29 protein-coding genes are annotated in these 25,463 nt (G+C 27.6%); 3 read left to right on the top strand and 26 right to left on the bottom strand.

Annotation, left to right across the window (positions count from 1 at the left end; translation table 11 throughout):
- The 7 genes from H9660_RS06520 to H9660_RS06490 all read right to left on the bottom strand — a co-directional run.
- Positions 1 to 1,127, bottom strand: a 1,127-nt coding sequence (locus H9660_RS06520) for a conserved phage C-terminal domain-containing protein (RefSeq protein ID WP_191749557.1), incomplete at its 3' end; no start/stop codon positions are given.
- Positions 1,128 to 1,263: 136 nt separating this feature from the next.
- Positions 1,264 to 1,998: an alpha/beta fold hydrolase gene (locus tag H9660_RS06515; RefSeq protein WP_191749556.1), complete on the bottom strand. Its 735-nt coding sequence runs from the start codon at positions 1,996 to 1,998 to the stop codon at positions 1,264 to 1,266.
- Positions 1,999 to 2,227: 229 nt separating this feature from the next.
- Positions 2,228 to 2,800 carry a sugar O-acetyltransferase gene (locus H9660_RS06510; RefSeq protein ID WP_191749555.1) on the bottom strand — a complete coding sequence of 191 codons (573 nt, stop codon included), beginning with the start codon at positions 2,798 to 2,800 and terminating at the stop codon, positions 2,228 to 2,230.
- A 10-nt stretch (positions 2,801 to 2,810) separates the two neighbouring features.
- Positions 2,811 to 4,571, bottom strand: a complete 1,761-nt coding sequence (locus tag H9660_RS06505; RefSeq protein ID WP_191749554.1) for a 1-deoxy-D-xylulose-5-phosphate synthase — start codon at positions 4,569 to 4,571, stop codon at positions 2,811 to 2,813.
- Positions 4,572 to 4,587: 16 nt separating this feature from the next.
- Positions 4,588 to 5,001, bottom strand: coding sequence for a MerR family transcriptional regulator (locus tag H9660_RS06500; RefSeq protein WP_191749553.1), 414 nt, complete (start codon positions 4,999 to 5,001; stop codon positions 4,588 to 4,590).
- A 309-nt stretch (positions 5,002 to 5,310) separates the two neighbouring features.
- Positions 5,311 to 6,177, bottom strand: a complete 867-nt coding sequence (locus tag H9660_RS06495) for a hypothetical protein (protein ID WP_191749552.1) — start codon at positions 6,175 to 6,177, stop codon at positions 5,311 to 5,313.
- 138 nt (positions 6,178 to 6,315) lie between these two features.
- Entirely contained in the window at positions 6,316 to 6,468 is a 153-nt protein-coding gene (locus H9660_RS06490) for a zinc-ribbon domain-containing protein (RefSeq protein ID WP_191749551.1), read from the bottom strand.
- A gap of 262 nt (positions 6,469 to 6,730) precedes the next feature.
- On the opposite strand from H9660_RS06490, the gene bilQ reads away from it, so the two are divergent.
- Together bilQ and H9660_RS06480 are read left to right on the top strand one after the other, a co-directional pair.
- Complete coding sequence (gene bilQ / locus H9660_RS06485) at positions 6,731 to 7,162, top strand: bilirubin utilization transcriptional regulator BilQ (RefSeq protein WP_243190612.1); 432 nt, start codon at positions 6,731 to 6,733, stop codon at positions 7,160 to 7,162.
- 34 nt (positions 7,163 to 7,196) lie between these two features.
- A complete protein-coding gene (locus tag H9660_RS06480) occupies positions 7,197 to 7,748 on the top strand; it encodes a hypothetical protein (RefSeq protein ID WP_191749550.1) in 552 nt (183 codons plus the stop codon).
- 102 nt (positions 7,749 to 7,850) lie between these two features.
- On the opposite strand, the gene H9660_RS06475 is transcribed toward H9660_RS06480, so the two are convergent.
- The 5 genes from H9660_RS06475 to H9660_RS06455 form a co-directional block, all read right to left on the bottom strand.
- Complete coding sequence (locus H9660_RS06475; protein ID WP_191749549.1) at positions 7,851 to 8,003, bottom strand: zinc-ribbon domain-containing protein; 153 nt, start codon at positions 8,001 to 8,003, stop codon at positions 7,851 to 7,853.
- A 451-nt stretch (positions 8,004 to 8,454) separates the two neighbouring features.
- Positions 8,455 to 9,813: a 23S rRNA (uracil(1939)-C(5))-methyltransferase RlmD gene (gene rlmD, locus H9660_RS06470; protein WP_191749548.1), complete on the bottom strand. Its 1,359-nt coding sequence runs from the start codon at positions 9,811 to 9,813 to the stop codon at positions 8,455 to 8,457.
- 18 nt (positions 9,814 to 9,831) lie between these two features.
- On the bottom strand, positions 9,832 to 10,212 hold the full coding sequence (locus H9660_RS06465; protein WP_243190611.1) for a hypothetical protein: 381 nt from the start codon (positions 10,210 to 10,212) through the stop codon (positions 9,832 to 9,834).
- A gap of 23 nt (positions 10,213 to 10,235) precedes the next feature.
- On the bottom strand, positions 10,236 to 10,919 hold the full coding sequence (locus H9660_RS06460; RefSeq protein WP_191749547.1) for a hypothetical protein: 684 nt from the start codon (positions 10,917 to 10,919) through the stop codon (positions 10,236 to 10,238).
- A 195-nt stretch (positions 10,920 to 11,114) separates the two neighbouring features.
- Positions 11,115 to 11,768 carry a helix-hairpin-helix domain-containing protein gene (locus tag H9660_RS06455; RefSeq protein WP_191749546.1) on the bottom strand — a complete coding sequence of 218 codons (654 nt, stop codon included), beginning with the start codon at positions 11,766 to 11,768 and terminating at the stop codon, positions 11,115 to 11,117.
- A gap of 155 nt (positions 11,769 to 11,923) precedes the next feature.
- Here H9660_RS06455 and H9660_RS06450 point away from each other — a divergent pair, with 155 nt between their 5' ends.
- Positions 11,924 to 13,207 carry a D-alanyl-D-alanine carboxypeptidase family protein gene (locus H9660_RS06450; RefSeq protein ID WP_191749545.1) on the top strand — a complete coding sequence of 428 codons (1,284 nt, stop codon included), beginning with the start codon at positions 11,924 to 11,926 and terminating at the stop codon, positions 13,205 to 13,207.
- Between the two features lie 214 nt (positions 13,208 to 13,421).
- Here H9660_RS06450 and H9660_RS06445 read toward each other — a convergent pair whose 3' ends face one another.
- From H9660_RS06445 to H9660_RS06380, 14 genes are all read right to left on the bottom strand, one after another.
- Positions 13,422 to 14,318: an RluA family pseudouridine synthase gene (locus H9660_RS06445; RefSeq protein WP_191749544.1), complete on the bottom strand. Its 897-nt coding sequence runs from the start codon at positions 14,316 to 14,318 to the stop codon at positions 13,422 to 13,424.
- Between the two features lie 39 nt (positions 14,319 to 14,357).
- Entirely contained in the window at positions 14,358 to 15,719 is a 1,362-nt protein-coding gene (locus H9660_RS06440) for an LCP family protein (RefSeq protein ID WP_243190610.1), read from the bottom strand.
- Between the two features lie 18 nt (positions 15,720 to 15,737).
- Entirely contained in the window at positions 15,738 to 16,304 is a 567-nt protein-coding gene (gene yqeK, locus H9660_RS06435; protein ID WP_191749543.1) for a bis(5'-nucleosyl)-tetraphosphatase (symmetrical) YqeK, read from the bottom strand.
- A gap of 24 nt (positions 16,305 to 16,328) precedes the next feature.
- The gene (gene nadD, locus H9660_RS06430) at positions 16,329 to 16,940 is read right to left on the bottom strand and encodes a nicotinate-nucleotide adenylyltransferase (protein WP_191749542.1); all 612 of its coding nucleotides are present in this window, start codon (positions 16,938 to 16,940) and stop codon (positions 16,329 to 16,331) included.
- A 4-nt stretch (positions 16,941 to 16,944) separates the two neighbouring features.
- Positions 16,945 to 17,238: a ribosome assembly RNA-binding protein YhbY gene (gene yhbY / locus H9660_RS06425; protein WP_191749541.1), complete on the bottom strand. Its 294-nt coding sequence runs from the start codon at positions 17,236 to 17,238 to the stop codon at positions 16,945 to 16,947.
- Positions 17,239 to 17,252: 14 nt separating this feature from the next.
- Positions 17,253 to 18,542 carry a GTPase ObgE gene (gene obgE, locus H9660_RS06420; protein ID WP_191749540.1) on the bottom strand — a complete coding sequence of 430 codons (1,290 nt, stop codon included), beginning with the start codon at positions 18,540 to 18,542 and terminating at the stop codon, positions 17,253 to 17,255.
- Positions 18,543 to 18,802: 260 nt separating this feature from the next.
- Entirely contained in the window at positions 18,803 to 19,102 is a 300-nt protein-coding gene (gene rpmA, locus H9660_RS06415; protein WP_191749539.1) for a 50S ribosomal protein L27, read from the bottom strand.
- A 1-nt stretch (position 19,103) separates the two neighbouring features.
- Entirely contained in the window at positions 19,104 to 19,478 is a 375-nt protein-coding gene (locus H9660_RS06410; protein ID WP_191749538.1) for a ribosomal-processing cysteine protease Prp, read from the bottom strand.
- A 5-nt stretch (positions 19,479 to 19,483) separates the two neighbouring features.
- Complete coding sequence (gene rplU, locus H9660_RS06405; RefSeq protein WP_191749537.1) at positions 19,484 to 19,795, bottom strand: 50S ribosomal protein L21; 312 nt, start codon at positions 19,793 to 19,795, stop codon at positions 19,484 to 19,486.
- Positions 19,796 to 19,927: 132 nt separating this feature from the next.
- On the bottom strand, positions 19,928 to 21,376 hold the full coding sequence (locus H9660_RS06400) for an Rne/Rng family ribonuclease (protein ID WP_191749536.1): 1,449 nt from the start codon (positions 21,374 to 21,376) through the stop codon (positions 19,928 to 19,930).
- Between the two features lie 14 nt (positions 21,377 to 21,390).
- Positions 21,391 to 22,092, bottom strand: coding sequence for a TIGR03936 family radical SAM-associated protein (locus H9660_RS06395; protein ID WP_191749558.1), 702 nt, complete (start codon positions 22,090 to 22,092; stop codon positions 21,391 to 21,393).
- The gene (locus H9660_RS06390) at positions 22,076 to 23,929 is read right to left on the bottom strand and encodes a TIGR03960 family B12-binding radical SAM protein (RefSeq protein ID WP_191749535.1); all 1,854 of its coding nucleotides are present in this window, start codon (positions 23,927 to 23,929) and stop codon (positions 22,076 to 22,078) included. The genes H9660_RS06395 and H9660_RS06390 overlap by 17 nt, the downstream gene beginning before the upstream one ends.
- A 132-nt stretch (positions 23,930 to 24,061) precedes the next feature.
- On the bottom strand, positions 24,062 to 24,922 hold the full coding sequence (locus H9660_RS06385; RefSeq protein ID WP_191749534.1) for a site-2 protease family protein: 861 nt from the start codon (positions 24,920 to 24,922) through the stop codon (positions 24,062 to 24,064).
- Positions 24,923 to 24,987: 65 nt separating this feature from the next.
- Entirely contained in the window at positions 24,988 to 25,455 is a 468-nt protein-coding gene (locus H9660_RS06380; RefSeq protein ID WP_191749533.1) for a peptidase M23, read from the bottom strand.
- Between the last annotated feature and the right edge of the window lie 8 nt (positions 25,456 to 25,463).

Genomic DNA, 25,463 nt, shown 5'->3' with positions numbered 1-25,463 from the left:
CAACCTAATAATTTCTTTTCTAAATCATCATAATCATAGTCACGACCTTTAAAGTTATGGAATCTTAAACTTTTACTCTTTCCATAACTATTTCTATAGAGTTTATTATCTCCATAAGAATTATTATTTTTATCTTCTACTTTTACTATTTTTTGATTCAAATAAATTTCAAACTTATCTCCAAATAGGGTAAATGGAGTTAAGTATTGCTCAAAACTTGTACCTTTCCAAGCTTCAAACTTTTTATCTATAACACTTTTAAAGTCATCAAAAGTAAAGCCTTCTCTTAATCTGGCTTTTATTAGACTTATAGTTTTAGTATTACTAGGCTTGTACATAACACCAACCTTTGAATTTAAATAATTTAATATACTAGATACTGAAATCTTTATATTATTATATATATTATTTACTATAGTAGATGAGTTATTTAGTATATTAGTCTTTGTTGTACATTCCTTTGCACACCCTCTGTTGCTATTTTTGAATAGCCCCTCTTCCTTTTTATGATTATTGGCATATAAAATTGATAATTCATCCACAGCCTCTTCATTATTAAGAACAGCCTCTACTTTATTATCTACACTATTTTTAGTTAATTGACTTTCAAAATTATAATTATTATATTTTCCTTCCTTATTTAAAATATCTTCAGTAGAATTTAAAAAATCATATTTATCACTAATTTCTTCATTTATTATATTTTCATCCATTAAATTCTCAAATTTATTCTTTGTAGTATTATTATTTATGTTTTTATCTATATTACTATTATTATTTTCATACTCATTATTTATATTAGAACTTAATAATTCCTTATACTTATCCCCTAAAGCATAAAAAGAAAAAGTTCCCCCTTCTTTTTTAGTGTAATGAGATAAAATACCTAAATCTCTAAGTTTAAGCATTCTAATCATGATACTTCTCTTTCCAAGACCTAAGAAAGGAAGTTCATTTTCTATATTTTGATAGCTAATCCAATAGTACTTAACTCCTTCTATTTCTTCATAATTCATCTTTCCACTTTTCCTAAAATCATCAAAATATCTAAGAATAGTTATATCCTTAACATCTAAATTTAGCTCCATAATCTTTTTAACTGAATATCCTAAAAATGAAAATTGCATATTAAAATCCTCCTAAAATTCAACTTAAAATAACCTTTCATTAGTAAATATCCTTATAAAAAGAAAATTGAGAAAAATTTTTAATAAAATTTCAAAAAAAATCGACCAGTCTAAGCCAGTCGATTTGATAATTTCTCTATTTTATATATGTTTCTATTAATTTTATTATTTCATCTTGTTGATCTTTTGCTGATATTTCTGCTTTATTATCTCCTTTTTGTTCTCCATACATTCCAAACTGTGCATGATTTCCACCTTTTATTTCTGCAAAAATAGCATCATTAGGTAAGTTTTTCTTACTTTCTTCAACATCATCTAATGTTGTTAATCCATCATTTTCAGCATATATACTTAATACTATTTGATCATTATCTGATAAATCTGTTGATTTTGATGGATATGATCCTAAAAGTATTACTCCATCAATAATATCTTGGTTTTCTTCTGCAAAATAAGTTGCACTAACACCACCCATAGAGTGTCCACCTACATACCAATCTTGAATTTTATTACTATAATTTGATATAAATTCTTCTGCTTTATTATTTTCAGTTATAGATAAATTCAAATTAACATCTGGTATAGCAACTAAATAACCTTGTTTTGATAATTCATTTGCTATATAGCCATAGCTAAGAGGTTCAACTAAAGCACCTGGATACATTACAATTCCTTTACCATTTGATTTATCCTTTGGTTCAAAGACATAAAAATCTCCTTCTTTAATATAATCTGATTCCTGTACTAATTCTAATAGTTCCTCAGATGGTTTATAAGTATTATTAGTCCATATTAAAATTCCTGATAGACTAACTACTAAAAGAATAACTATAGTTAAAATAGAATATTTAAATATTTTTTTCTTTTTCATAATTTTCTCCTTTATATTTTTATATATTTAATTTTATTATTTAATGAAACTTTCGTTACAGTTGTTTCAAATTTATCTATATTATATAATCTAAAATAATAATTCTCAATATATTATAGAAATGTGGTACAGGAGGCATTAAAATGTATCAGAAAAAAAGATTTTTAACTGAAGAAATCAAAAAAGAACTATATTCCATATTGAATTATAGTTCTTTTTATTTTTATTTTTATTTTGCATCTATTTTTTTAATAGTCTTTGCAGGTACACCACCAACAATAACATTCTCTGGAACATCTTTTGTTACAACTGCACCTGCTGCAATAATAGCACCATCACCAATTGTTACCCCTGGTAATACAGTAGCATTTGAGCCTATCCAAACATTATTTCCTATAACTATTGGCGAAAGCTTCATATCACTTCTTTTACTAGGATCAATATCATGATTAATAGTTGCTAAAACTACATTGTGTCCAATTAAAACTCCATCTCCAATTTTAATTCCACCTTGATCTTGGAAACGGCATCCTGAATTAATAAAAACATTTTTTCCTATAAATATATTTCTTCCACAATCCGTATAAAAAGGTGGAAACATATTAAATGTATTATCCACATCTTTACCAATTATCATTGAAAAGATTTTTCTAATTTCTTCTGGAGTATGATACTTGCCATTAAGTTCAAAGGTTAATCTTAATGCTTCTTGTGCTGCTTCATGCATAACTTCATGTAACTTAGAATTTCCTATAATTACTTCTCCCTTATTAGCACATTCTAATAAATCATTAGTATTCATTATATCACTCCTACTTTATAATTTTTATAATATCTTCTACTATTTGAATATCTGTAAGTCTATTCTTTTTCATAAGCTCATCTGGAATATAACGATCTAATATTTCCTTTTTGATACCATAATTTAAAACTTTTATATTAGATGGACCATAGAATCTTGAAATTTTTTCACCAAATCCACCTTCTAAAATACCATCTTCAAGTGTAATTACAAGCTTATGTTCTTTCTTTAAGTTTTCTAGTAACTCTTCATCAATTCCTGTAATAAACTTTGGATTAACTAAAGTAGCTTCAATATTATTTTCCTTTGAAAGCTTCATAGCAACCTTTTCACCAAGCTGATAAAAATCTCCAAGTGCAATTATTGCAACTTCTTTTCCTTCTTTAGTAACTTGATATTTATTTAATATTGAATAATCTGTAGTATCTTCTACTCCACTTTCAATTACTCCCATAGCAGGAACACGAATAGCTACTGGATGTTCTTTTTGAGTCATAGCCCAATTAAGCATTTTAAAATATTCTTCCTTAAATGCTGGTGCTAAATATACCATATTAGGAATATTGCTCATTAGACCTATATCAAATAATCCAATATGTGTTACATCATTCATTCCATAAACAGATGCTGAATATACTAATATTGTTGCTGGATTATTATTTATACATAAATCCTGTGAAAGCTGATCATAGGTTCTTTGAAGGAAAGTACTATTTACTCCATAAACAGGGGTTCCTCCATTAGCTGCTATTCCTGAAGCTAAAGCAACTGCATGTTCTTCTGCAATTCCAACATCAACAAATTGCTTTCCAGCAATTTCTCTTCTCTCTTTATTAAATCCAATTACAGTAGGAGTTCCTGCTGTAATAGCTACTACATTTTTATCTTCCTTCATAGCATTTAAAAGATATTCTCCGGTTAAATTATTATAAGTATTTGTATTTGTATTAGCTACCCTTGGTTTTCCTGTTTCTATTTCAAAAGGTGAACCCCAGTGCCATTGTTCTTTATTCTTCTCTGCAACTTCAAATCCTTTTCCTTTAATAGTGTGAACATGAACAACTACTGGATGATCTATGTCTTTAACTTTACTTAATGTACTTATTAATTCATCAAGATTATGACCATCTTTTATATAGTAATAATCTAATCCCATTGCTTTAAAGAAATTACATTCACACTTTCCTTCTGATTCTCTAAGCTCTCTAAGATTTTTATATAACCCACCATAATTTTCTGCAATAGACATTTCATTATCATTTACAATTATAATCATATTGGTTCCAGCTTCTGCAGCATTATTTAAACCTTCATATGCTTCTCCACCACTTAATGAACCATCTCCAATAATAGCAATAATATTATCCTTATCTCCCTTTAAATCTCTAGCCTTAGCAAGACCACAAGCAAGACTTATTGAAGTAGATGTATGGCCTAATTTAAAGAAGTCATGTTCACTTTCATCTGGATTAGAGTAACCAGAAATTGTTTTATATTTTTCTAAATTAGTAAACCCTTCTTTTCTTCCTGTAAGAATTTTATGAACATAGCTTTGATGAGAAATATCATAAACCATTTTGTCCTTTGGAGAATTAAATACATAATGTAATGCAATTGTAAGTTCTACAACTCCAAGGTTAGGTCCTACATGACCTCCCTTCTCACTTAATCTATTAAGTAAAGCCTTACGAATTTCAAAGCTTAACTCCTTCATTTCATCTATTGATAATTTCTTTACATCCTCTGGTGAATTTATTTTTTCTAAATACATTTAATTTCCTCCCTTTTTATACTATTTGTTTATTATTATTTTTATCTTTTTTATGTATATCTTCTGTTCCAGCTTTAATTGCTTCCTCGTAATACCATATTTTATGATCAATAGTTTCCATTATATTATTTAATTCTTCAATTTGCTTTTGAACAGTTTTCTTTCTTTCAAGGAAAATTTCCATACGCTCTTTAAGAGTATTATCTCCCTCTATACATAAATCCATATACTTCTTTATATCTTTTATTGGTAATCCAGATTTTTTCATACAAGCTATTATTGCCAATACTTCAAAATCCTTATCTTTAAAAACTCTAGTACCATTTTCCTTTTTATCAACAAATGGTAAAAGACCTTCTTTATCATAATACCGTAAAGTAGAAACCGTAACTCCAATTTTTTCAGCAAACTGTTTTATGGTATAACTCATACAGAACTCCTTTCTTGACTAAATAATTAATAAACATATTTTATCTCTATTCCTATGATAAGGGCTAAAGTTAACTTTATGTCAATATCTTTTTCTATATTTATATATTATTATTTATATTAAATTCAGTAAATTTCATACTAAAAAATGTTAATGTATCATATTTAAGTTACGCCTTACATCAGCAAGTTACCTCGCAATGATATTTTAACACTTACAAACTGAATGTTAGAAATCATAAAAAGCCTAAGGAAATCTAGTAAAATTAGATTCTCAAAGGCTTTATATCTTGATTTATATAACAGTATCTTACTTGCAATCAATAGCTACCTTAGGTATTAATATATTTTGTAATACCCCATTCTTTTCTGCTACTGTATTAATGTTAATATTATTTATTTTTGCAAAGTGTAATAAAAATTCCTTTGATAGTTCTTCTTCATCTGTTCCTTTTTTTAAAGCTACAATATCTTGTAATATTTGAATTGCTTGCTCATCTTCAAAATATCTATGAAGTCCTGAACTCCAAAGAGCTAACTCTGGTTTATTAGCATTGGTATGATAATTCCAAAATAGCATTTTATGTGATTCTTCTAAAGAAAGCTTAATACTATACTTAGAGTTTGTAGTAACATATCCTTCATCCTTATTATCTCTATTATAACTTTCATCAACAAGAAAAACTCCAAATATATATCTTTCTCTTTCCACAGTATTAGGTTCACGAGTAGTCACTATACAAAGACTATTATTCTTTACCTTATTTAACTTCATAGATTCACCATTTCTATTAAAAGTTTGAACAATACTAGTAAGTTCTTTTTCATTTGAATAACCTTCATCTGAAAAAGTACACTTAAATGCAATATTAGCTCTTGGATATACCTTGGCTTTAGCCTTTTTACTATTATTAAGTTTCTCAACTTTAATTTTTCTTTCTACTTCTGCTAATCTTAATTTTTCATCTTTTTCTAGCTTTTTAATAGCTCTTATTTCCTCTTTTATACTCTCATCAGCCTTTATACTTTGAACTGTTAAATATCCATCAAATGAACTTGGATACATAAACTTTTTCTCATCATTTTTAAACTTTACAGTTACATAGGAATTTTCATTTTCTATAATAACACCTTCACCAAATACTTTATGGTCTACCTTTATGTTAATTAAATTCATTAATTTTCCTTCTCTCTTACCTAATTATTCTAGATACTAAATTATAATATTTAGATTAGGCTTTTATATTTGAAATATCTATTCATTATAATTAAAAAAGGTTGTAGTTTATTAAACTACAACCTATAATAATCTAAATTATCTTCTATTTTGTTCTTTTCTAGCTCTTCTACAAGATATGCATCTTGTTGGCTCATTGTCAAATCCTTTTTCCTTGTAGAATTCTTGTTCTCCTACTGAAAAAATGAATTCGCTTCCGCAATCTCTACATGTTATTGTCTTATCTGTCATAATAAATATTCCTCCTAAAATTAAAGATTCTAAATTGATATAATAATCTCTAACTTTCGAGAAACTATTTACCTGAATTTGAAACTTTTTTTGTTAGCAAACTTGCTACTCATTTATAATAACACAATTTAAACTTTATTACAAGGAATTTATTAATATTTTTTAAACTTATTTATATTTAGTTAATATTTCGCGCAAATAATTTGACTTAGTCAACTAATAGTATTATACTTGACTTAATCAAGTAAATGGAGGGATTAATTTGTTGATAGATTCTTTATCATTTTATATATCATATCTTAGAAAGAACTTTACTGATTTTTGTTCAGAAAAGCTTTCAGAAATAGGAGTAACTTACGGGCAAGTATTTATCATAATTTATATTGGTAAAAATGAATGTTGTTCTCCTAAAGATATTTCAAAAGCATTAAATTTAGATGCCGGGCATCTTAACAGAACCTTATCTAAGTTAATAGAAAGTGATTTTATTTTACAAACTAAAAATGAAAATGATAAAAGAGCAAATATACTTACTCTTACATCAAAAGGTCAAGAAGTATTTAAAAGAAGTTACAGCTTATTTGATGAATGGGATGATTTAGTCTTATCATCTTTCACTAATGATGAAAGAGATCAGTTGATGAAACTTATAAAAAAAGCAGTTTTATCTGAAAATAAAAATATAATTAAATAAATATAAATTTTGACTAATAGTTGGAGGTTTTATTATGACAAAATTAAATGAATTTATGAATATTTTAGTAGGAAGTTTTAATAACTCTGAGCAGTTTGAAGCTATGAAAAATAATAATAAAGAATTTCCTTATGCTGAACATGTAAATACAATTTGTAATGACAAAATAGTAAATTTACCTGCTGATTTTAATGGAATATTTATGGTTGAAGAAAGTTATTATACATCTGGTGAAAACACACATGCTACCCCACATTTATTTTTATTTACAGAAGAAGATGAAGGAATTAAATTAACTTCTTATGAAATTCCTAATGGCTATGACAAAAATTCTTTCACTTATAAAAATTTATCTACTATAGATTTTAATGATTTAAAAGTATCAGAAAAGTTTACTCCTGCACTATATGTTGAAAAAAATGGTGTATGGGAAGGTGGTAGCACAAGCATGTTCTCACCAGTATTAAAGTTTACTTTATTTGAACGTTTTTCAAAGGAATGCTTAGAGGTTTCTGAATCTATGGAAGTAAAGGGAAAAAAGACTTTTGGATTTGATGAACCTATTATATATAAAAGAGTTTTATAATTTCAATTATAAATCTTTAACATTTTGCCACTAGTATAACTAGTGGTTTTTTATACAACAAAAAAGGCTGTAGTTCAAACTACAACCTGTAATAATCTAAAATTATCTTCTATTTTGTTCTTTTCTAGCTCTTCTACAAGATACGCATCTTGTTGGCTCGTTGTCAAATCCTTTTTCCTTATAGAATTCTTGTTCTCCTACTGAAAAAATGAATTCGCTTCCGCAATCTCTACATGTTATTGTCTTATCTGTCATAAATATTCCTCCTGAAATTAAAGATTCTAAACTGATATATAATCTCTAACTCTTGAGAAACTATTTACCTAAATTTGAAACTTTTTTGTTAGCTCTTGGCTACTTATTTATAATAACACAATTTATTCTTTATTACAAGTAATTTATGAATATTTTTTAAATATATTCAAAATTATTTAAAAATATCTATATTTATAAATAGGAATCTACAAAGCTTTCATAAACTAACTAATAAATTTTTAATTAATAAATCTATGTAGTTAATCATAGATTTATTAATTAAAAATTACACAATACAACAAGAAAGACTGTAGTTTAAACTACAATCTTTCTTGGACATCCCTTGCATGGGTAATTGTAACAGCTTCTTTTATAATGAACACATTCTTCAGACAAGCTTCAGAATACGGGCTTTCTCGCTAAATTCATATTTCGCATTCGCTCATATTCATTAAGCGTTCAATGCCAGCTTAACAATTGCCTCAGCGTGTGGTGTGTTTGGGAACATGTCTTTAACACAGCTTTCTACTATTTTGTAGCCTGCTCCTATTAGTGTATTTAAGTTTTCTACTAAAGTTTTTGGATTACATGATACGTAAATTATTTCTTTAGCATTGAATTTAATTACATATTCTAGAGCTTTTGGGTGTACTCCACTTCTTGGTGGATCTAGTATTATTGTGTTTGGTTTATCTTTAACGTTTTTGATTATTTCTGCTACGTCTCCTGCTAGGAATTCGCAGTTATCTAAATTGTTAAGTTTAGCATTTTCTTTTGCTGCTTCTACTGCTTCTTCTATAAGTTCAATTCCAACTACTTTTTTTGCATTTGAAGCTGCTATTTGCCCTATTGTTCCTGTTCCACAGTATAAATCAAATACTACTTTATTATTTGATTCTCCTATATAATCTCTAACTATGCTATAAAGGCTTTCTGCCCCTTTAGTGTTAGTTTGGAAGAATGAGAAAGGTGATATTTTAAATTTAAGTCCTAGAAGTTCCTCCATTATATAGTCTTTACCAAATAGTAGGTTAACTTTTTCTGGTACTACTGCATCTGAAAATGAGTTATTTTCTGTATGTAGTACTGATACTAATTCACCTTTGTAGTTTTGATTTTTTAATATTTCTACGTACTCTGATAAATCAAAGTCTATTTGAGTTGTTGTAACTAAATTAACCATTAATTCACCAGTATTTATAGCTTTTCTTATAACTAAATGTCTTAAATAGCCTTCTCTTTTCATAACTCTATAATAAGGTAAGTTTTGAGTTCTAAAGTATTCTACTGTAGCCTTAATTACAGTTCTGAAATCTTCGTCTACTATTAAACATTTATCTACTGTTATAATTCCAAAGGATTTTCCCTTCATGTGCATTCCAAGTGTTAATTCTCCACCTTTTTCAAAATCACCAAAGGTAAATTCCATTTTGTTTCTATATTCCCATTGTTCTTTACTACCAACTATACCTTTATAGTTATTAGTTGGTAAGCCAGCCTCTTCTAATAATGCTTTAAATTCTTCACTTAAAAGTTCTAATTGTTTTTCATATGTTAGATTTTGTGAAGTACATCCTCCACAAATTCCAAAATGCTCACATGATGGATTTATTTCATAATCTGCTCTTTCATCCACAGACATTAACTTTAATTCTGCAAAGCCTTCTCTTTTTTTCTTTACTCTACCAGTTACTAATTGTCCTGGAAAAGCACCTTTTACATATATCTTCTTACCTTCTAAGCTTCCAATCCCTATTGATGGAAATTCAGTTTTATCTATTCTAACTTGTACAGTACTTCCTTTTCTCATCTTAACTCCTAATTGAAATTATTTTATGATTGTTCTTGTTCCTATAGTATCCTTTAACTTTGTTAATGAACAAATAGGTCTATAGAAAATATTAAATAATACGTACATTATTAAAAACATTGGTTCTCTTTCTGCAATATAAAAACCAACTAGTTTTAATATAAAATCTAAAACTATTAATAATACCAATGATACAGCAATACCTATTATTTGATCTACTAATCCAGCTAAAGCTTTCTTTAAAAACTTCATAGCCTTACTATCTTCCTTAGTTTCTGTAAACATTTCTCCTGCTACTTCTTCTAAAGAAACCTCTGTTTCTACCTCATTAGTAGTTTCAACTACTTCTTCTTTAACCTCATTTACCATTTCTTCATTATTTAATTCTTTATTATCCAAACCCTCATTCCTCCTAATTTAAACTATTTTTTGAAATCATACATTTTTGAATCTAATCTATATAATAAAAATTCATCCTTAATTGTTATAGTCTCAACTAGCCCATTTAAGTTAGTTTCTATTGTCCCATCTGAATTTTGATTTTTTACTATGTCAATTATCTTCTCATTTATCTCAGTATAATCTCTTTCAATATCATTAGTCATAGCTTCAGAGAAGTTTGATATAGATGTTTCTTTTAAATCGAATTTTTCTTCATTTTTTATTTGATCTAAATCTAATTTTAATCCTATTTTTAAATTTAAATTGCCTTTTGCCATATTTGAACCATATGTTTTAAAACCATAATACATACTTTCTATTTTATTTGGTTCTGGATTTAAATTATCAAAGTATATATATTTATCATTAACACTTTCTGAATTTTCTTCTTTAATCTTTTCTTCTTTTATATATTCTAATCCTAAAAAGTTACATACTTCTTCCATTCTTGCTGTTATTTCTTCATTTAATGCTGTAACTTCTTCTCTTGTATAATCTGTTGCCCATTCTCCTTCACCTATAAATGAGTTTTCTTGCTCTTGAGTTATTGAACTCTTTGCAGCTATTTGACTTTCATCAGCTTTTTCATTATTGGAAGGACTACATGAAACTAAAGATGTTACCATCACTCCACTTAAAATTGCTATCAAAAATTTTTTTATCATAAGATCCCCCTTAGGATTTTAAACCCATATAATATATATTATTTTTACCTAAATTCATCTTATTATAACACTAAAGGTCGCATTTTAAAAGTCTTTGACACCTAACTGTCACATAAGCACATCATATTCACTTTTATACATTTTATTATCAAGTAAATTTTATCTATCATTCTTAAATAAGATTTTTATAAATTTTTAAATACATATTTGTTCTTTTATTTTTTCAAAAGTCTTACTTCCTATACCATCTACATTTTTAATATCTTCTATGGATTTAAATCCACCATTCTTTTCTCTATAATCTATAATACTTTTAGCTTTAACCTCTCCTATTCCTGTAATTTCTTGAAGCTCTGATAAGCTTGCTTTATTAATATTTATCATTCCATCCTTTGTAATTCCTGAGCTTGCAGTATTCCCTGTATTGTTATTTTGTGTTATTACCTCATCATTTTTATTTGGTATTACTATAAGTTGATTATTTATAAGTTTCTCTGCTCTATTGATATTATCAATATTAGCTTCAGGGGTTAATCCTCCAGCTTTATCAATTAAATCTCTTATTATACTTCCTTCATCAATTTCATATACATCTGGTTTAGATACTTCTCCCTTTATCTCTACAAATATCTTATTGGAATTATTGTTATTAATTATATTTTCTCCACTTACAGAAATACTTTCTTCAGTAATATTTTCTTCAACAAAAATATTATTCATATACTCATCTTTAAATACTTTTGATTTATTTCTACCATATAAATAGAAGGATGTTATAATGCAAAATATTCCTAAAGTAATTAAAATTATATTTTTTAAAGTTAACAGATTTTTTATTTTCTTATCCATTATTCTCTCCTATATCATAAATCTTCCTCTTAATTATTAACTTATTATTAAAATTTAAACTATTTTTCATTTAAATGTTAATAAAATATGGAATGATTCTTTTATTTTTGATAGAATATTTTGTATATATTAAAAAGTATATTTGGGAGATTATTATGAATAAATTAATAAAGAAAATTTTAGTATCAACTTTAGTTATAGGTAGTTTATTTAATACAATTCATATAACTAAAACAAAAGCCACTGAATTACCACCTGTTTATTCAGAAGGTGCTATACTAATGGATGGAACAACAGGCAAAATATTATATTCTAAAAATGAAAATACACAATTTGAGCCTGCTTCAACAACAAAAGTAATGACAGCTTTAGTTGTTCTTGAAAATACAAATTTAAGTGATAAAGTAACTATTGGAGAAAATCCTCCTTTAGTAGATGGATCTGCACTAGGTATTCAAAAAGGCGAAGTTTATACAGTTGAAGAGCTTATGTATGGTCTTTTATTAGAATCTGCAAATGACTGTGCTGAAGCCTTGGCTGAATATGTTTCTGGATCTAATGAAGAATTTGCTAAACTTATGAATGCTAAAGCAAAGGAGTTAGGTGCTTTAAATACAAATTTTAAAAACCCTAGTGGATTACATGAAGATGGTCATTTAACTACAGCTTATGACTTAGCCCTTATGATGAAAGCTGCTGCACATAACAAAGAATATGTAAGACTTTCGCAAACTGAATCTTATAAATATGTAAATCAACCATTTTCAGATGGTAGTGAAAAATGGGCAACTAATAGAAATCAACTTTTAAATGAATATAGCGCTTATTATTATTCAAGTACATATTGTGGTAAAAACGGATATACTCCAGAGGCAAATCATGCATATACTGCCGCAGCAGTTAAGAATGAGCAAATGCTAGTAGCAGCATTTATAAATGCTACTGATAAAGATAATTTTTACACAAATATAGGAAAATTATTTGATTATGGATTTGATAACTTTAAAACAGTAAAACTAATAAGTGCAAATGATGAATTAGATACATATAAAATAAATGATGATATTACAATACCCTTATTAGCTAAAACTGATTTTTATTATACTACATCAATAGCTGAAGATAATCCTATATACTATTTAGATTATGATAAAACCGATATTAGTAAACAAGCTATTAAAACTGGTGATATTTTATATAAAGCTAAAATTAATATAAACGGTGAAACTGTATCTACTATAGATTTAATAAGTGGAGCTAATAGAGAATATGATACGAAAATTAAAACTAAAGAAGGCATATTAGAATTTATAAAAAAACCTTTAAATATACTTTACACAGTTCTTGTAATACTTGCTTTACTTATAATCAGAAATTTCATTGTTATTTCTAGAAAAAGACGAAGACTTAGAAAAAAACGCTCAAAATTTAATCTATAAAAAAAGAGATAAACATTATATTCCTTACTCCGTCGCATACGCTCCAAGTCGACGTCATACAATGTTTATCTCTTACAAACTAAAGGAAGGAAATTATAAAAACGTTATTCTCAAGGGTATCGTTTTTATAATTTCCTTTAAATATTTTATTAACTAAATAAATCTTATATTCATTCTCTACGTCGACGTCATATAAGATTTATCTCCTTATTTTTTACTTTAAAGATTCAATTAGATTTTCAATGTCATTAGGTAATTTTGCTCTTAAGCTTAATTCTTTCTTAGTTCTTGGTGACTTAAAATCTAGTCCATAAGCATGAAGTGCTTGCCTTTTTATAACTATATTATCATCTTTTTTTCCATATAGGGTATCCCCCCAAATTGGATGTCCTAAGTGGCTTAAGTGTACTCTTATTTGATGTGTTCTTCCCGTTTCTAATAAACATTCTACTAAATCTGAATCTTTGTATCTTTCTACAACTTTATAATGAGTTATACTTCTTTGGCCTCTTTCATCTACAACTCTTCTAATAGTTCCCTCTTCTTCTGGTCTATAAATAGGTAAATCTATTGTTCCTTCAGCATTCTCCATATGTCCATGTACTACAGCTAAATATCTTTTTTCTATATTATTTAAAGTCATTTCTTTTGATAATTCCATATGTGCATATTGATTTTTACCTATAATAATTAGACCTGAAGTATCCATATCTAATCTGCTAACAAGTCTAACTATACATTTTTGATTACTTTCTTTAAAATAATACATTAAAGCATTAGCTAAAGTTCCACTTTGATGTCTTTTAGTAGGATGAACAACCATATTAGGTCCTTTATTAACAACTATAATATCTTCATCTTCATAAACTACATCTATTGGAATATTTTCTGGATCTATATTTTGTGTTTCATCCTTCATTAAATCAATTAATATATTATCATTTGCATTTAATATGTAATTCATTTTAACTGCTTTGTTATTTACAAAAATTCTTTTATCAACAGAAGCACTTCTAATTAACCTAGATGAAAGCCCTAATTCTTCCTTTAAATATTCTCTTATTTTTCTTCCATCATAAGCTTTATCAACGACTTTCTTTATACTGCTCATTTTTTCCTCCTAGAAAAAAGGTAGAAAATCTATGACTTTCTACCTATTGTTGAATAAGTTATAATCTTCACCTACTATTATTACTGCATCATAATCTTTGTATTCAGATTTACTTATTTTTTCAAACTTTTCTATTTCTATATCATTTTTTAGTAATTCTTTTAAATCTTTATTTTCAGTTTGTATTACACTCTTAGATACTGCAATATCACTATTTCCTACTTCTATATTAGTATATCCTAATGACTTAAGTGTATCTCTAGCATTGGATGCTAATCCATCTATTTTTGTACCATTTAAAACTAGTAGCTTTAAATTTGCTCTATCTACAGTAGTTATTTTATTAGCTATTGATGAATTTGCTGTATTTAATGCATGTATTAAATCTATATTATCTTCTCTTTCAGCAACTAAAAATGACTGACCATAAATATCTTCTGGATCACCTTGTAATGTAGTCATTATAATATCTGTAGATTTTAATCTTAACATTTTCATACCTAAGGATACTAAATTCTTAGCTGGAATATTTGTATCTACATTTTCGCTGATTGCATTTAATATATCAGGAACCTTAAATACTATACTTGGACTTAAGGCTTTATCTACTAACTTACTTATAAATAATTGTTGATTTTTTATTCTATCTAAATCACCATTTGCAAGTCCAGTTCCATCATTATTTTGTCTCCATCTAAAGAACTCTTCTGCTTTTTTTCCATCTAAATGTACTGTTTCCCCTGCTTTAAAGTTTATATGAAGGTCTTGTGCTTCATCATCATAGAACATATCTTGCTCTATTGTCATCTCTACACCACCAAGGGCATCAACAATACTTCTAAAAGCATTATAATCTATTTCCACAATATAATTAATACTTATATTAAGCAGTGATTCTACATGCTTTGTAACCTCTTCTTCACCACCTAAAGCATAGGCAGCATTTATTTTCCAATATCTTTGATACTCACCTGTATCTAAATATGCATCAACTTCAATTAGAGTATCTCTTGGTATAGAAACTAAATGAACCTTCTTAGTACTTGGATTATAGTTAAATACCATTATGGTATCACTTCTTCTAATAGATTTATTTTGTTGATTATCTGTATCTCCTACATCCATACCTAGTACTAAAATATTAATAGGATCACTTGATGATGCTGGTGGATTTCCACTTCCTAATTTATTTGTTTTTAATCCTGATATAAATGAATAAGCATAGAAAGCACTACCAAATACAGTTATTAAAATAATAGAAATTATAGAAACAAATATTCTTTTTCTTCTTCTTTTTCTTCTTTTAGCTTCTATAGCTTTTCTTCTTTTTATCATTTCTTCTTTAGTAAGTGGTCTTCTTTTTCCCCTATTTTGAAGATCTTCTCTGATATTCCCCATCATTTAATTCCTCTCTACTATTTATTTATGAAGTAATAAATAATTCCTTGCCTTGATACTATTTATATCAATAGGAATGCCCTTATTTAGCAAGTATTCAATAGTATGATTCAATCCTTGAAGAATCCCATTATCTAAATCTTTAAAACACTCTCTTCTTAATATATCTACACCTGGAAATTTTCTGTTTGGTTCTATCATATCAGCCATATAAATAACTTTATCTAGCTTACTCATGTTTTCTTTACCAGTTGTGTGCCATCTCATAGCACTTAAAATTTCCTCATCTTCTATTTTGAAGACTTCCTTCGCCAAAATTGGTCCAACCATACTATGCCAAAGTTCTTGATTTTTCTCTTCATCATAAGTTAATTTTATATTATTTTTATCTAAAATATCTTTTAGTTCATAGATAGTTTTATTTTTAGCTATATCGTGAGCTAATGCAGCAATTTCTGCTTTTTTCTCATCTACCTCATTAATCTTTGCTAATCTTATAGCAGTATCAACTACACCTAAAGTATGAATATATCTGCTTTCCATTAAATTGTTTTTAAGGTAGGTTTTCATTTCTTCTATACTAAGCATAATCCTCTCCTTAAACCTCTTTTACTACTTTATATTTTTATAATTATATATATTGTTTTCTTTAATGAAATTTAAAACTTCTTTAGATAAGAAAAAATCTACTCTTTTACCTTCTGATATTCTTTCTCTAATCATAGAAGATGAAATTTCTAAGTCTATTATATCTAAAAAAGTAATCTTTGTGTTAAATTTATCCTCAATTTTAATCTTTTGAGTTTCTAATTCATCTTTATTGTAGCCTGGTCTATTAAAAACAATGAATTTTGAAAGTTTAAATATTTCTTCTGGGTTTTTCCACTTCTCTATATTAACAAGGCAATCTGCTCCAGTAATAAAATATAATTCATTATCTTTATCTTTAAAATTCCTTAAGGTTTCAAAAGTATAGCTAAAGCCTTTTTTCTCTATTTCATAATCACTTATTTCAAAATCCTCATAATTTTTAATGGCTTCATATACCATCTTATACCTTAAGGAAGCCTCTACAATATTTTGATTTTTCTTATGTGGAGGGCTTCCTGCTGGTATAAAAATTATTTTATCTAAATTTAATTGGCTTTTAGCTTCATATGCTATATATAAATGAGCTAAATGAATAGGATTAAAGGTTCCTCCTAATATACCAATCTTTTTCATATAATTACCTTGGTAATTCTATCTTAGGCTTTTTAGAGGATTTTTTATATAAAACCATCTTACTTCCTATTGCTTGAATTCCTTCGCATCCTATTTTCTCGCATATTTCATTAGATGCTTCTCTAGTATTTAAACCGCTATTTTCAAGAACTTTAATTTTAATTAATTCTCTTGCTTCTAAAGCTTCTTCTATTTGCTTTAAGAAAGTTTCTTCTATTCCATTTTTACCTAATTGAAATATTGGATCCATATTGTTTGCAAGTCCTCTTAGGTAAGCTCTTTGTTTTCCTGTTATCATATTTTTCCTCCTAATTATAATAAATACTCAAATTCAAAGTCATTTAATCTTACTATATCTCCATCTTCAATTCCCATTGATCTAAGGTTATCAAATACACCCTTGTTATTTAATACCTTATGGAAATATCTTAAAGAATCAGCATCATGTATATTAACTGAGTTTAATAATCTATCTACGAATGATCCATAAACTACATATACCTTGTTTCCATCTTCTCCATCTTCAATAGAAACATCATAAGTAAATCTCTTTTCTTCTGGTATAAATCTTTCATCTTCACTTATTTCTAATTCTGTAACTGGAATTTCTGAAAGCATTCTACCAGCTTCTTTAATTATTGTTTCTACTCCTGATTTAGTAGCAGCTGACATTTTATATACCTTATCAAAGCCTAATTCATTTACTTTTTTCTTAAAGTTTTCATAAACTTCTTCATCATAAAGCATATCTGTTTTATTTGCTACAACAATTTGTGGTCTATCCCAAAGCTTAACTGAATATTTCTTAAGTTCTTCGTTAATCTTTACGAAATCTTCAAATGGATCTCTTCCTTCTATTCCTGATATATCAACAACATGTATTAATAATCTAGTTCTTTCTATATGTCTTAAGAAGTCTAATCCTAAACCTACACCTTCAGCAGCTCCTTCAATAATACCTGGAATATCTGCCATAACAAAAGCATTCATACCTTCTGCTTTAACAACACCTAAATTAGGTTTTAAAGTAGTAAAATGATAGTTTGCTATCTTTGGTTTAGCTGCTGTTACTGTTGAAAGGAATGTTGATTTTCCTACGTTCGGGAATCCTACTAGTCCTACATCTGCTAATAACTTAAGTTCAAGTGTAATCCATCTTTCTTCTCCTGGCATACCTGGCTCTGCAAAATGAGGTGCTTGCCTAGTTGGTGTACAGAACTTACAATTTCCTTTTCCACCCTTTCCTCCTCTTGCAATTACAAAAGTATCATCCTTATGAGAAAGGTCTGCTATTATCTTATTACTTTCAAAGTCTCTTATAATAGTTCCCATTGGAACTTTGATATGTAGATCATCTCCATCTTTTCCATAACATTTAGAGCCTTCACCTTTTCCACCAGCTTCAGCTACAAATTTCTTTCTATATTTAAAATCTAAAAGTGTAGTTAGACCTGGATCAACTTCAAAAACTACGCTTCCGCCTTTTCCGCCGTCTCCTCCATCTGGTCCACCTAATGGAACGTATTTTTCTCTTCTAAAGGATACACATCCGTTTCCACCATCTCCAGATTTAACAAATATTTTCGCTTTATCTATAAACATAAAATCACCTATCTTTCATAAATTATTCTAACCTTATTCTTATTATTTCAAACTTTGTAAGGTTTATTATATCATAATTGTGAATAATATTATTATTTAATTATTACATTTAAATAAGTATCCATTATATTTCACAAATTATATGTAAATGGACAATTGACAGTGTACAATGGGCAAATTTATTCATTGTCAATTGCCCATTTAAATTTATTATTTTCACAAAATAAAGCACCCTAGATAGGGTGCTTTATGAAAATAAATTATTCTGCTATTTCTTCAAGATTTACTGGGTAAATGCTAACTTTTTTCTTATCTCTACCCATTCTTTCAAATCTAACAATTCCGTCTTCTTTAGCAAAAAGAGTGTCATCTCCACCCTTACCAACATTAGTTCCTGGATGAATCTTTGTTCCTCTTTGTCTAACTAAAATGTTACCAGCTAAAACGAACTCTCCGTCAGCAGCTTTAACTCCTAATCTTTTAGCTTCAGAGTCTCTACCGTTCTTAGAGCTACCTACCCCTTTCTTGTGGGCAAATAATTGAAGGTTCATTATTAACATACTATTGCACCTCCTTTTTCAATAATCTTATATATTCACTATCTTTTTTACTTCCAAAAGTTAATTTAAGAGATTCAATCAAGCTTTCTATACTTTTTTCAAAAGTTAAAAGTAATACTTGACACTTCTCTAAGTCCTCAATCTTAAGATTTGATAAATTTATATGTAAAAATCCATCATTTATTTCATACTTAATATCAAGCTTTAAAACCTCTTCCATACCTATTAAAGCACCTTGAGATAATACAGAAACTGAATTGCAAATTAAATCATAAGCATTTCCACTTTTCTCTATTTCAGACCTTGATAAAGCATGCCCTTCTATCTTAAAACCAAGTCTCAAATCATCTTTTTTGAAAATCCTAATCTTAATCATAATAATTAAGCTTCGATTTTTTCGATTACTAATTTAGTGTATGGTTGTCTGTGACCAGTTTTCTTTCTGTAGTCCTTCTTTGGCTTATACTTGAAAACTGTGATTTTCTTAGCTTTGCCTTGAGCAACAACTTTAGCTACAACCTTAGCACCTTCTACAACTGGTGTACCAACTTTTAAAGAATCACCATTTGAAACGGCTAATACTTCAGTTAATTCAACTGTTGAGTCAACTTCAGCGTTAAGTTTTTCAACGAATATTACGTCTCCTTCTTGAACTCTGTATTGTTTTCCTCCTGTAGATAATACTGCGTACATTAAAAACACCTCCTCTTATTACGGTCTCGCCAACCGAGGTACAAAGCTCTAAACTTTGTTTAACTAAAAACCTCTTATGTGCGGTTTAACATCTGCTATTTTACCATACTATTATGTAGATTGTAAAGCAATTTATTCATATTTTTCATAAGCATTTATAAGATAATTTTTCACATTTTCTTTTTGACTTTTAAAAATTAAAGGTTCTATTTTATATCCTTCAATTCCATCTACAAAATTTAAATAAATTTCATTTTTCAATGAACTTATATTTGCCAAAAATGAAAACTCATCTCCTCTAACTATTTCTTCATAATTTCTATCTAATTCAATATAGAAAGAATTTATTGAGCTTTCCTCTTCTACTTTTATAATTTCATTTCTTATTAACTTTTCTATATATGATAGTTTTAAAACAAAACCTTCACTATGGCATCTCTTGCATTTTTCCTCTAAATATTCATATATAGATTTCCCTCTTCTTTTTCTTGCAATTTGAATTAAATCTAGTTCTGTAAATGGGAATATCTTAATATTTCCTTTATCTTCTTTTAATGCTTCTTTTAATGCATCCATAACTATTGATTTATGAGAAAAATCTCTCATATCTATAAAATCTATAACAATAATTCCAGCTAAATTCCTTAGCCTAATTTGTCTTCCTATTTCTTTGGCTGCTTCTAAATTAGTTTCTAATATAGTTTTATCAAAGCTTCTTCCTTTAATATTTTTAGAGGAATTTACATCTATAACATACATAGCTTCAGTTTTATCTATAACTATATTCCCACCACAGTTTAAAGCTACCTTTTTATGTCTAAGCTTTAATATTTCTTTTTCTATGCCATAAAAATCAAATAGGCTTCTAGCATTATTAAACTTTTCTACAACTATGTCATTGCTTTCTTCTATTAAAGAATATATTTCATTTAAATCTTCTTCATTATTGGTAAATATCTTACATTTTGTATTCAAATTTTCAGTAAGAACTTTATTTAATATAATATTTTCACCATAGACCTTACCAAGATTTAAGCTATATTGTAATTTTTTAATAAGAGTTTCAAACTCAACTAAAAGTCTATCTTTTTCTTTTATTAAATCATCATCACCGGCATGTACTGCTTCTGTTCTAATAGTTATTCCATATCCATCTACATTGCTTATAGCCTTTAATATTCTATCTTTTTCTTCTTGACTATTAATTCTCTTAGAGAAGTTTATTCCATTTCCACCTAAAGTTAGCACCATAAATCTTCCTGGAATACTTACATTTTTACTTACCTTAGCACCTTTATTATTTATTGGCTCTTTTATTACTTCTACTAGAATTTCATCACCTTTTTTAATTCCTTCATTTCTTAATTCATTACTAAGATACATATAAGCTTCTTTTTCTAATCCAATATCTACAAAAATAGAATTTATAGCAGGTACTATGTTTTTTACTCTTCCCTTATAAATTTCTCCTATTTTAGGGTCTTTGGAGGCTTCCTCAAAGAAGCACTCCTCAAGCTTTCCATTATCTTTTATGGCTATTCTTAAAAGCAATTCATCTCTTTCAATGAAAATTTCTCTCATAAAAATACACTTCCCTAAATAAATTTATAAATTGGTACGTATTTATCATCTTTTAATACATACATTTCTTCTCTTTTTATATCTATAAAGGCATCTTCTACTATTTCATCAATATTACTCTTTATATAGCTTGCTACTAAATCTGGTGATAAATGTTCTCTACTTCCTGATGAAATAAGGATATTTAATACTAGTTCGTCATCATTTATCCAATATTTCATTTCCTTAATCATAGTTCTTAAATTAACTTCTTTTTCACCTTTTTTACTTTTCTTTATAGTAGTCCATTCAGCCTTATTTTCTAATTCTTTCATTTTTTCTTCTACTACTTTAGCATCTTCACATAAGATTTTCACTGTAAACCTTGCTGCATCTACTAATGCCATAGTTTGAGGAACTTTCTTTTCTCCCTCTTTAGTTACTACCTTTTTAGCTGTTAAAAATTTAATTCCTGATGCAGTTTTTTCATTTAATCTATTTATTATTTCTTCTTCATTTAATTCTTCTACTAATACTATATCCATATATTCAGCATCTGAATAAACACCAACTGATAAAGGTTGTGCTATTGACATTGCCATATGAGGATTAAATCCCTTTGAGTATTCCATTGGAAGATTTGCTCTTCTTATTACTCTTTGTAGAGTTCTCATTAAATCTAAGTGAGATATAAATTTAATTTCTGATTCCTTAGTAAACTTAATTACATAACGCACCTTCAAAACACTTCCCTTCTTTAAAGTTTACATTAATTCCACATCCTGTACATCCTTTTCTACAGTTTTGTGTAAGTTCTGCTTTCTTTGCTTTTTCATTTTCAACTTCTAGATATCTTCTATTAACTCCAATATCTATAAAGTCCCATGGAAGTATTTCATCATAGCTTCTCTCTCTATAAACATAGAAATCTTCATCGATATTACATTCCTTCATAGCTTCCATCCATATATCATAATTAAAGTACTCTGACCAACCATCAAATTTAGCACCTTTTTCAAAGGCTTTTATTAATAGGTCACAAGTTCTTCTATCTCCTCTAGCAAATACAGCCTCCATAAATGAAGTTTTTTGCTCATGATAATTATAGTGAATAGCTCTTGTTTTTATAGCACCTTTAACAGCATCTATTTTTTGCCATACTTCATCTGGTCTAGCCATTGGTGCCCATTGGAATGGAGTAAATGGTTTTGGTACAAGTATTGAAGTACTTACTGTAATTTTTAATCCCTTTGCTCTTTTTTCCTTTGGAATTTCATAGTAAACTGCAGCCATTTTCTCTGCAAGTTCACCAATACCTGCAGCATCTGATAATTCTTCATATGGAAGTCCTAATATAAAGTATAATTTAATAGTGCTCCAGCCTGATTCAAAGGCACTTTTAGTAGCTTCTAATATTCTCTCTTCTGTTAATCCCTTGTTTATAATATCTCTCATTCTTTGAGATCCTGCTTCTGGAGCAAATGTTAATCCAGTTTTTCTAACCTTTTGAATTTCTTTAATCAAATCAACTGAAAAGGCATCTACTCTAATAGATGGAAGAGCTACCCCTACATTTTTCTTTCCATGTTCCATTATTAAACTACTTACAAGGTTTTGTATATCTGAATAATCACAAATACTTAATGAAGCTAATGATACTTCTTGATATCCTGTTGCATCTATCATTTTTCTTGCTTGTTCTAGTAATGTATTAGTTGTCTTTTCTCTAACTGGTCTATAAATCATACCAGCTTGACAGAATCTACATCCATTAGTACATCCTCTTGAAGTTTCTAAAACTACTCTATCGTGTACTATTTCAGAATAAGGTACTATCATATCTAATGGGAAGTCTACCTTATCAAAATTATTTACTATTCTCTTCTTTACTTTAGCTGGAACATCTTCAAATTTAGGCTTAAATTCCTTTATAGTTCCATCTTCGTTATAAGTAACATCATATAAAGAAGGTACATAAACTCCCTCTATTTTAGCTATTTCTCTTAAGAATTCCTTTTTCTTTCCTTTTCCTTTGTACTTTTTATATACATCAAGAACATCATTCATGATTTCTTCACCTTCACCAATTTCAAAGAAATCAACTATGTCATATAATGGTTCTGGATTGTAAGCACAAGGTCCACCAGCCATAATTATTGGTTCATCTTCTCTTCTTTCTGAGGCTCTATAAGTTATTCCTGCCATATCAAGCATATTTAATATATTTGTATAACTCATTTCATATTGAAGAGTGAAACCTAATATATCAAACTCTGTAAGAGGGTCCTTTGTTTCTAAAGTCATTAAAGGAATCTCATTTTTTCTAAGCTCTGCTTCCATATCTGGCCATGGAGCAAAAACCCTTTCACAATATGTATCTTTTCTTTCATTTATTGTATGATAAAGAATTCTTGTTCCTAAGTGGGACATTCCTACTTCATAAACATCTGGAAAACAAAAAGCAAATCTTATGTCAACATCCTTTGGATCTTTAACTACTTGATTTAATTCTCCACCAACATATCTTGATGGCTTTTCAACCTTATATAAAATATGATCAGTAATTTTTCTCATAATCATTCCTCCTAAATCAAGAATTTAAAATGGCTGCCTTAAGACAGCCATGCATACTTTCTATTCTAGCATATATAAAACTAAAGGTAAATCTATTACTAATACATATGCTAATTATAATTTAATCCTTTTTTATAATTTTAAGGATTTTTTATTTACATATTCCTCCACAGTCATATTCCCATAACTTTTTAAAGCTTCTATCAATTCATCTTCGTATAATACATATATTAGCTTCATATCATCATTTAAAATATAAAAAGTATTAAACTTATTTCTATCAACTAAAGCTAATACATTAACAAGTCCTTGCTTGTAATAAACTGATATATTCTTATTTTCTATATAATTATCCTTTAAAAGCTTTTTTCTTTTTTTAACTACGTTTCCCATAGTTATATACATGGAAGTATGCTCTTCCATCCTAGTAACATAAATTATAATTATTGCTCCTATGATAATACTAAAATTTACACTATGTAGAAATATATAAATGTACATCCCAATAACAATAAATAAACCTGCTATTGTAAAACTTATTATACTTATAATTCTTTGAGCTTTTTTAAACAGAATTTTTTTTGATAAAACTATCTCTAAAATTCTTGATCCATCTAATGGATAGGCAGGCAGTAAATTAAATATAGCTAACCCTATGTTTAAACTTATACTAGCTTCAATAAAATTGTTATTATATCTAAAACTAATTAGATATAATAAAAGTGAAGCAAATATATTAAATATAGCTCCCGAAAGATAAATATTAACCTTTTCCCTGTCTTTTAGTATATCTATATCTGAAAGTTCTGCATTTAATCCAAATATATGAAAACCTATATTATAAAATTTACATCCATATTTTAATGCTACCATTATATGAGTTACCTCATGTAAAAATACCCATATAAAAGCAAATATAAACATTGGATTATAACTACATATCAATAAGATTAAAAATATCTCTGCTAAAATCTTTTTTGTCTCTCTCTTCATTTAAATCTCCCTATTAATTGCTACAATTCTATAAAATCACCTTCTACTTAATAAAATTTTATACTCTATAGATTAAAAGCTTTATTTAAATCTTCTAATTTAATATCCTCTATAATTTCAGAATATTTTTCCTCTATATTTTTTAAAATATCATTATAGCTAGTACCAGACTTCCCAATCTTAGAAAATACTTCATTATAATCAATGTTACTATTTATAGCTGTTTTACAAGTTTCATAAATCTCTTTCGCTTTTTGGTTAGGCATTATTTTCAATGTAAAAACTCCTAAGAATAATGTAAATGTAATTATAAGTCTCAATATAAATCTATCTATATATTTGAACTTTTTCTTTTCCTTTACAATTCCATAAGTACCTCTATTATAGTTATAATTATTCCGTACATTTGTCATACTTGGATATATATCCTCTCTACTGCTAACTATCTTATCTACTTCCCTTGTACTCCCACTAGTTCTTTTTCTCATCCTTTCATAATAATCTCTATATGCTTCATTATAGTTATTAACCATACACCTCT

Source organism: Clostridium gallinarum (assembly GCF_014836325.1).
GTDB classification, from domain to species: domain Bacteria; phylum Bacillota; class Clostridia; order Clostridiales; family Clostridiaceae; genus Clostridium; species Clostridium gallinarum.
This window is presented reverse-complemented; position numbering and strand designations above follow the sequence as displayed.

Excerpts from the sequence above, each read along its gene's own strand:
- H9660_RS06500 (WP_191749553.1), bottom strand. The coding sequence starts at position 5,001 with ATGAGTTATACCATAAAACAGTTTGCTGAAAAAATTGGAGTTACGGTT.
- rlmD (WP_191749548.1), bottom strand. The coding sequence starts at position 9,813 with ATGAGAAAAGGAAGTACTGTACAAGTTAGAATAGATAAAACTGAATTT.
- H9660_RS06390 (WP_191749535.1), bottom strand. The coding sequence starts at position 23,929 with ATGAGAAAAATTACTGATCATATTTTATATAAGGTTGAAAAGCCATCA.
- H9660_RS06475 (WP_191749549.1), bottom strand. The coding sequence starts at position 8,003 with ATGACAGATAAGACAATAACATGTAGAGATTGCGGAAGCGAATTCATT.
- H9660_RS06455 (WP_191749546.1), bottom strand. The coding sequence starts at position 11,768 with ATGGATAAGAAAATAAAAAATCTGTTAACTTTAAAAAATATAATTTTA.
- H9660_RS06505 (WP_191749554.1), bottom strand. The coding sequence starts at position 4,571 with ATGTATTTAGAAAAAATAAATTCACCAGAGGATGTAAAGAAATTATCA.
- H9660_RS06480 (WP_191749550.1), top strand. The coding sequence starts at position 7,197 with ATGACAAAATTAAATGAATTTATGAATATTTTAGTAGGAAGTTTTAAT.
- rpmA (WP_191749539.1), bottom strand. The coding sequence starts at position 19,102 with ATGTTAATAATGAACCTTCAATTATTTGCCCACAAGAAAGGGGTAGGT.
- H9660_RS06410 (WP_191749538.1), bottom strand. The coding sequence starts at position 19,478 with ATGATTAAGATTAGGATTTTCAAAAAAGATGATTTGAGACTTGGTTTT.
- H9660_RS06510 (WP_191749555.1), bottom strand. The coding sequence starts at position 2,800 with ATGAATACTAATGATTTATTAGAATGTGCTAATAAGGGAGAAGTAATT.
- nadD (WP_191749542.1), bottom strand. The coding sequence starts at position 16,940 with ATGAAAAAGATTGGTATATTAGGAGGAACCTTTAATCCTATTCATTTA.
- yqeK (WP_191749543.1), bottom strand. The coding sequence starts at position 16,304 with ATGCTTAGTATAGAAGAAATGAAAACCTACCTTAAAAACAATTTAATG.
- yhbY (WP_191749541.1), bottom strand. The coding sequence starts at position 17,238 with ATGATAACAGGAAAACAAAGAGCTTACCTAAGAGGACTTGCAAACAAT.
- H9660_RS06445 (WP_191749544.1), bottom strand. The coding sequence starts at position 14,318 with ATGAGCAGTATAAAGAAAGTCGTTGATAAAGCTTATGATGGAAGAAAA.
- H9660_RS06450 (WP_191749545.1), top strand. The coding sequence starts at position 11,924 with ATGAATAAATTAATAAAGAAAATTTTAGTATCAACTTTAGTTATAGGT.
- rplU (WP_191749537.1), bottom strand. The coding sequence starts at position 19,795 with ATGTACGCAGTATTATCTACAGGAGGAAAACAATACAGAGTTCAAGAA.
- H9660_RS06495 (WP_191749552.1), bottom strand. The coding sequence starts at position 6,177 with ATGAATTTAATTAACATAAAGGTAGACCATAAAGTATTTGGTGAAGGT.
- H9660_RS06440 (WP_243190610.1), bottom strand. The coding sequence starts at position 15,719 with ATGATGGGGAATATCAGAGAAGATCTTCAAAATAGGGGAAAAAGAAGA.
- H9660_RS06400 (WP_191749536.1), bottom strand. The coding sequence starts at position 21,376 with ATGAGAGAAATTTTCATTGAAAGAGATGAATTGCTTTTAAGAATAGCC.
- H9660_RS06460 (WP_191749547.1), bottom strand. The coding sequence starts at position 10,919 with ATGATAAAAAAATTTTTGATAGCAATTTTAAGTGGAGTGATGGTAACA.
- H9660_RS06380 (WP_191749533.1), bottom strand. The coding sequence starts at position 25,455 with ATGGTTAATAACTATAATGAAGCATATAGAGATTATTATGAAAGGATG.
- obgE (WP_191749540.1), bottom strand. The coding sequence starts at position 18,542 with ATGTTTATAGATAAAGCGAAAATATTTGTTAAATCTGGAGATGGTGGA.
- H9660_RS06385 (WP_191749534.1), bottom strand. The coding sequence starts at position 24,922 with ATGAAGAGAGAGACAAAAAAGATTTTAGCAGAGATATTTTTAATCTTA.
- H9660_RS06515 (WP_191749556.1), bottom strand. The coding sequence starts at position 1,998 with ATGAAAAAGAAAAAAATATTTAAATATTCTATTTTAACTATAGTTATT.
- H9660_RS06490 (WP_191749551.1), bottom strand. The coding sequence starts at position 6,468 with ATGACAGATAAGACAATAACATGTAGAGATTGCGGAAGCGAATTCATT.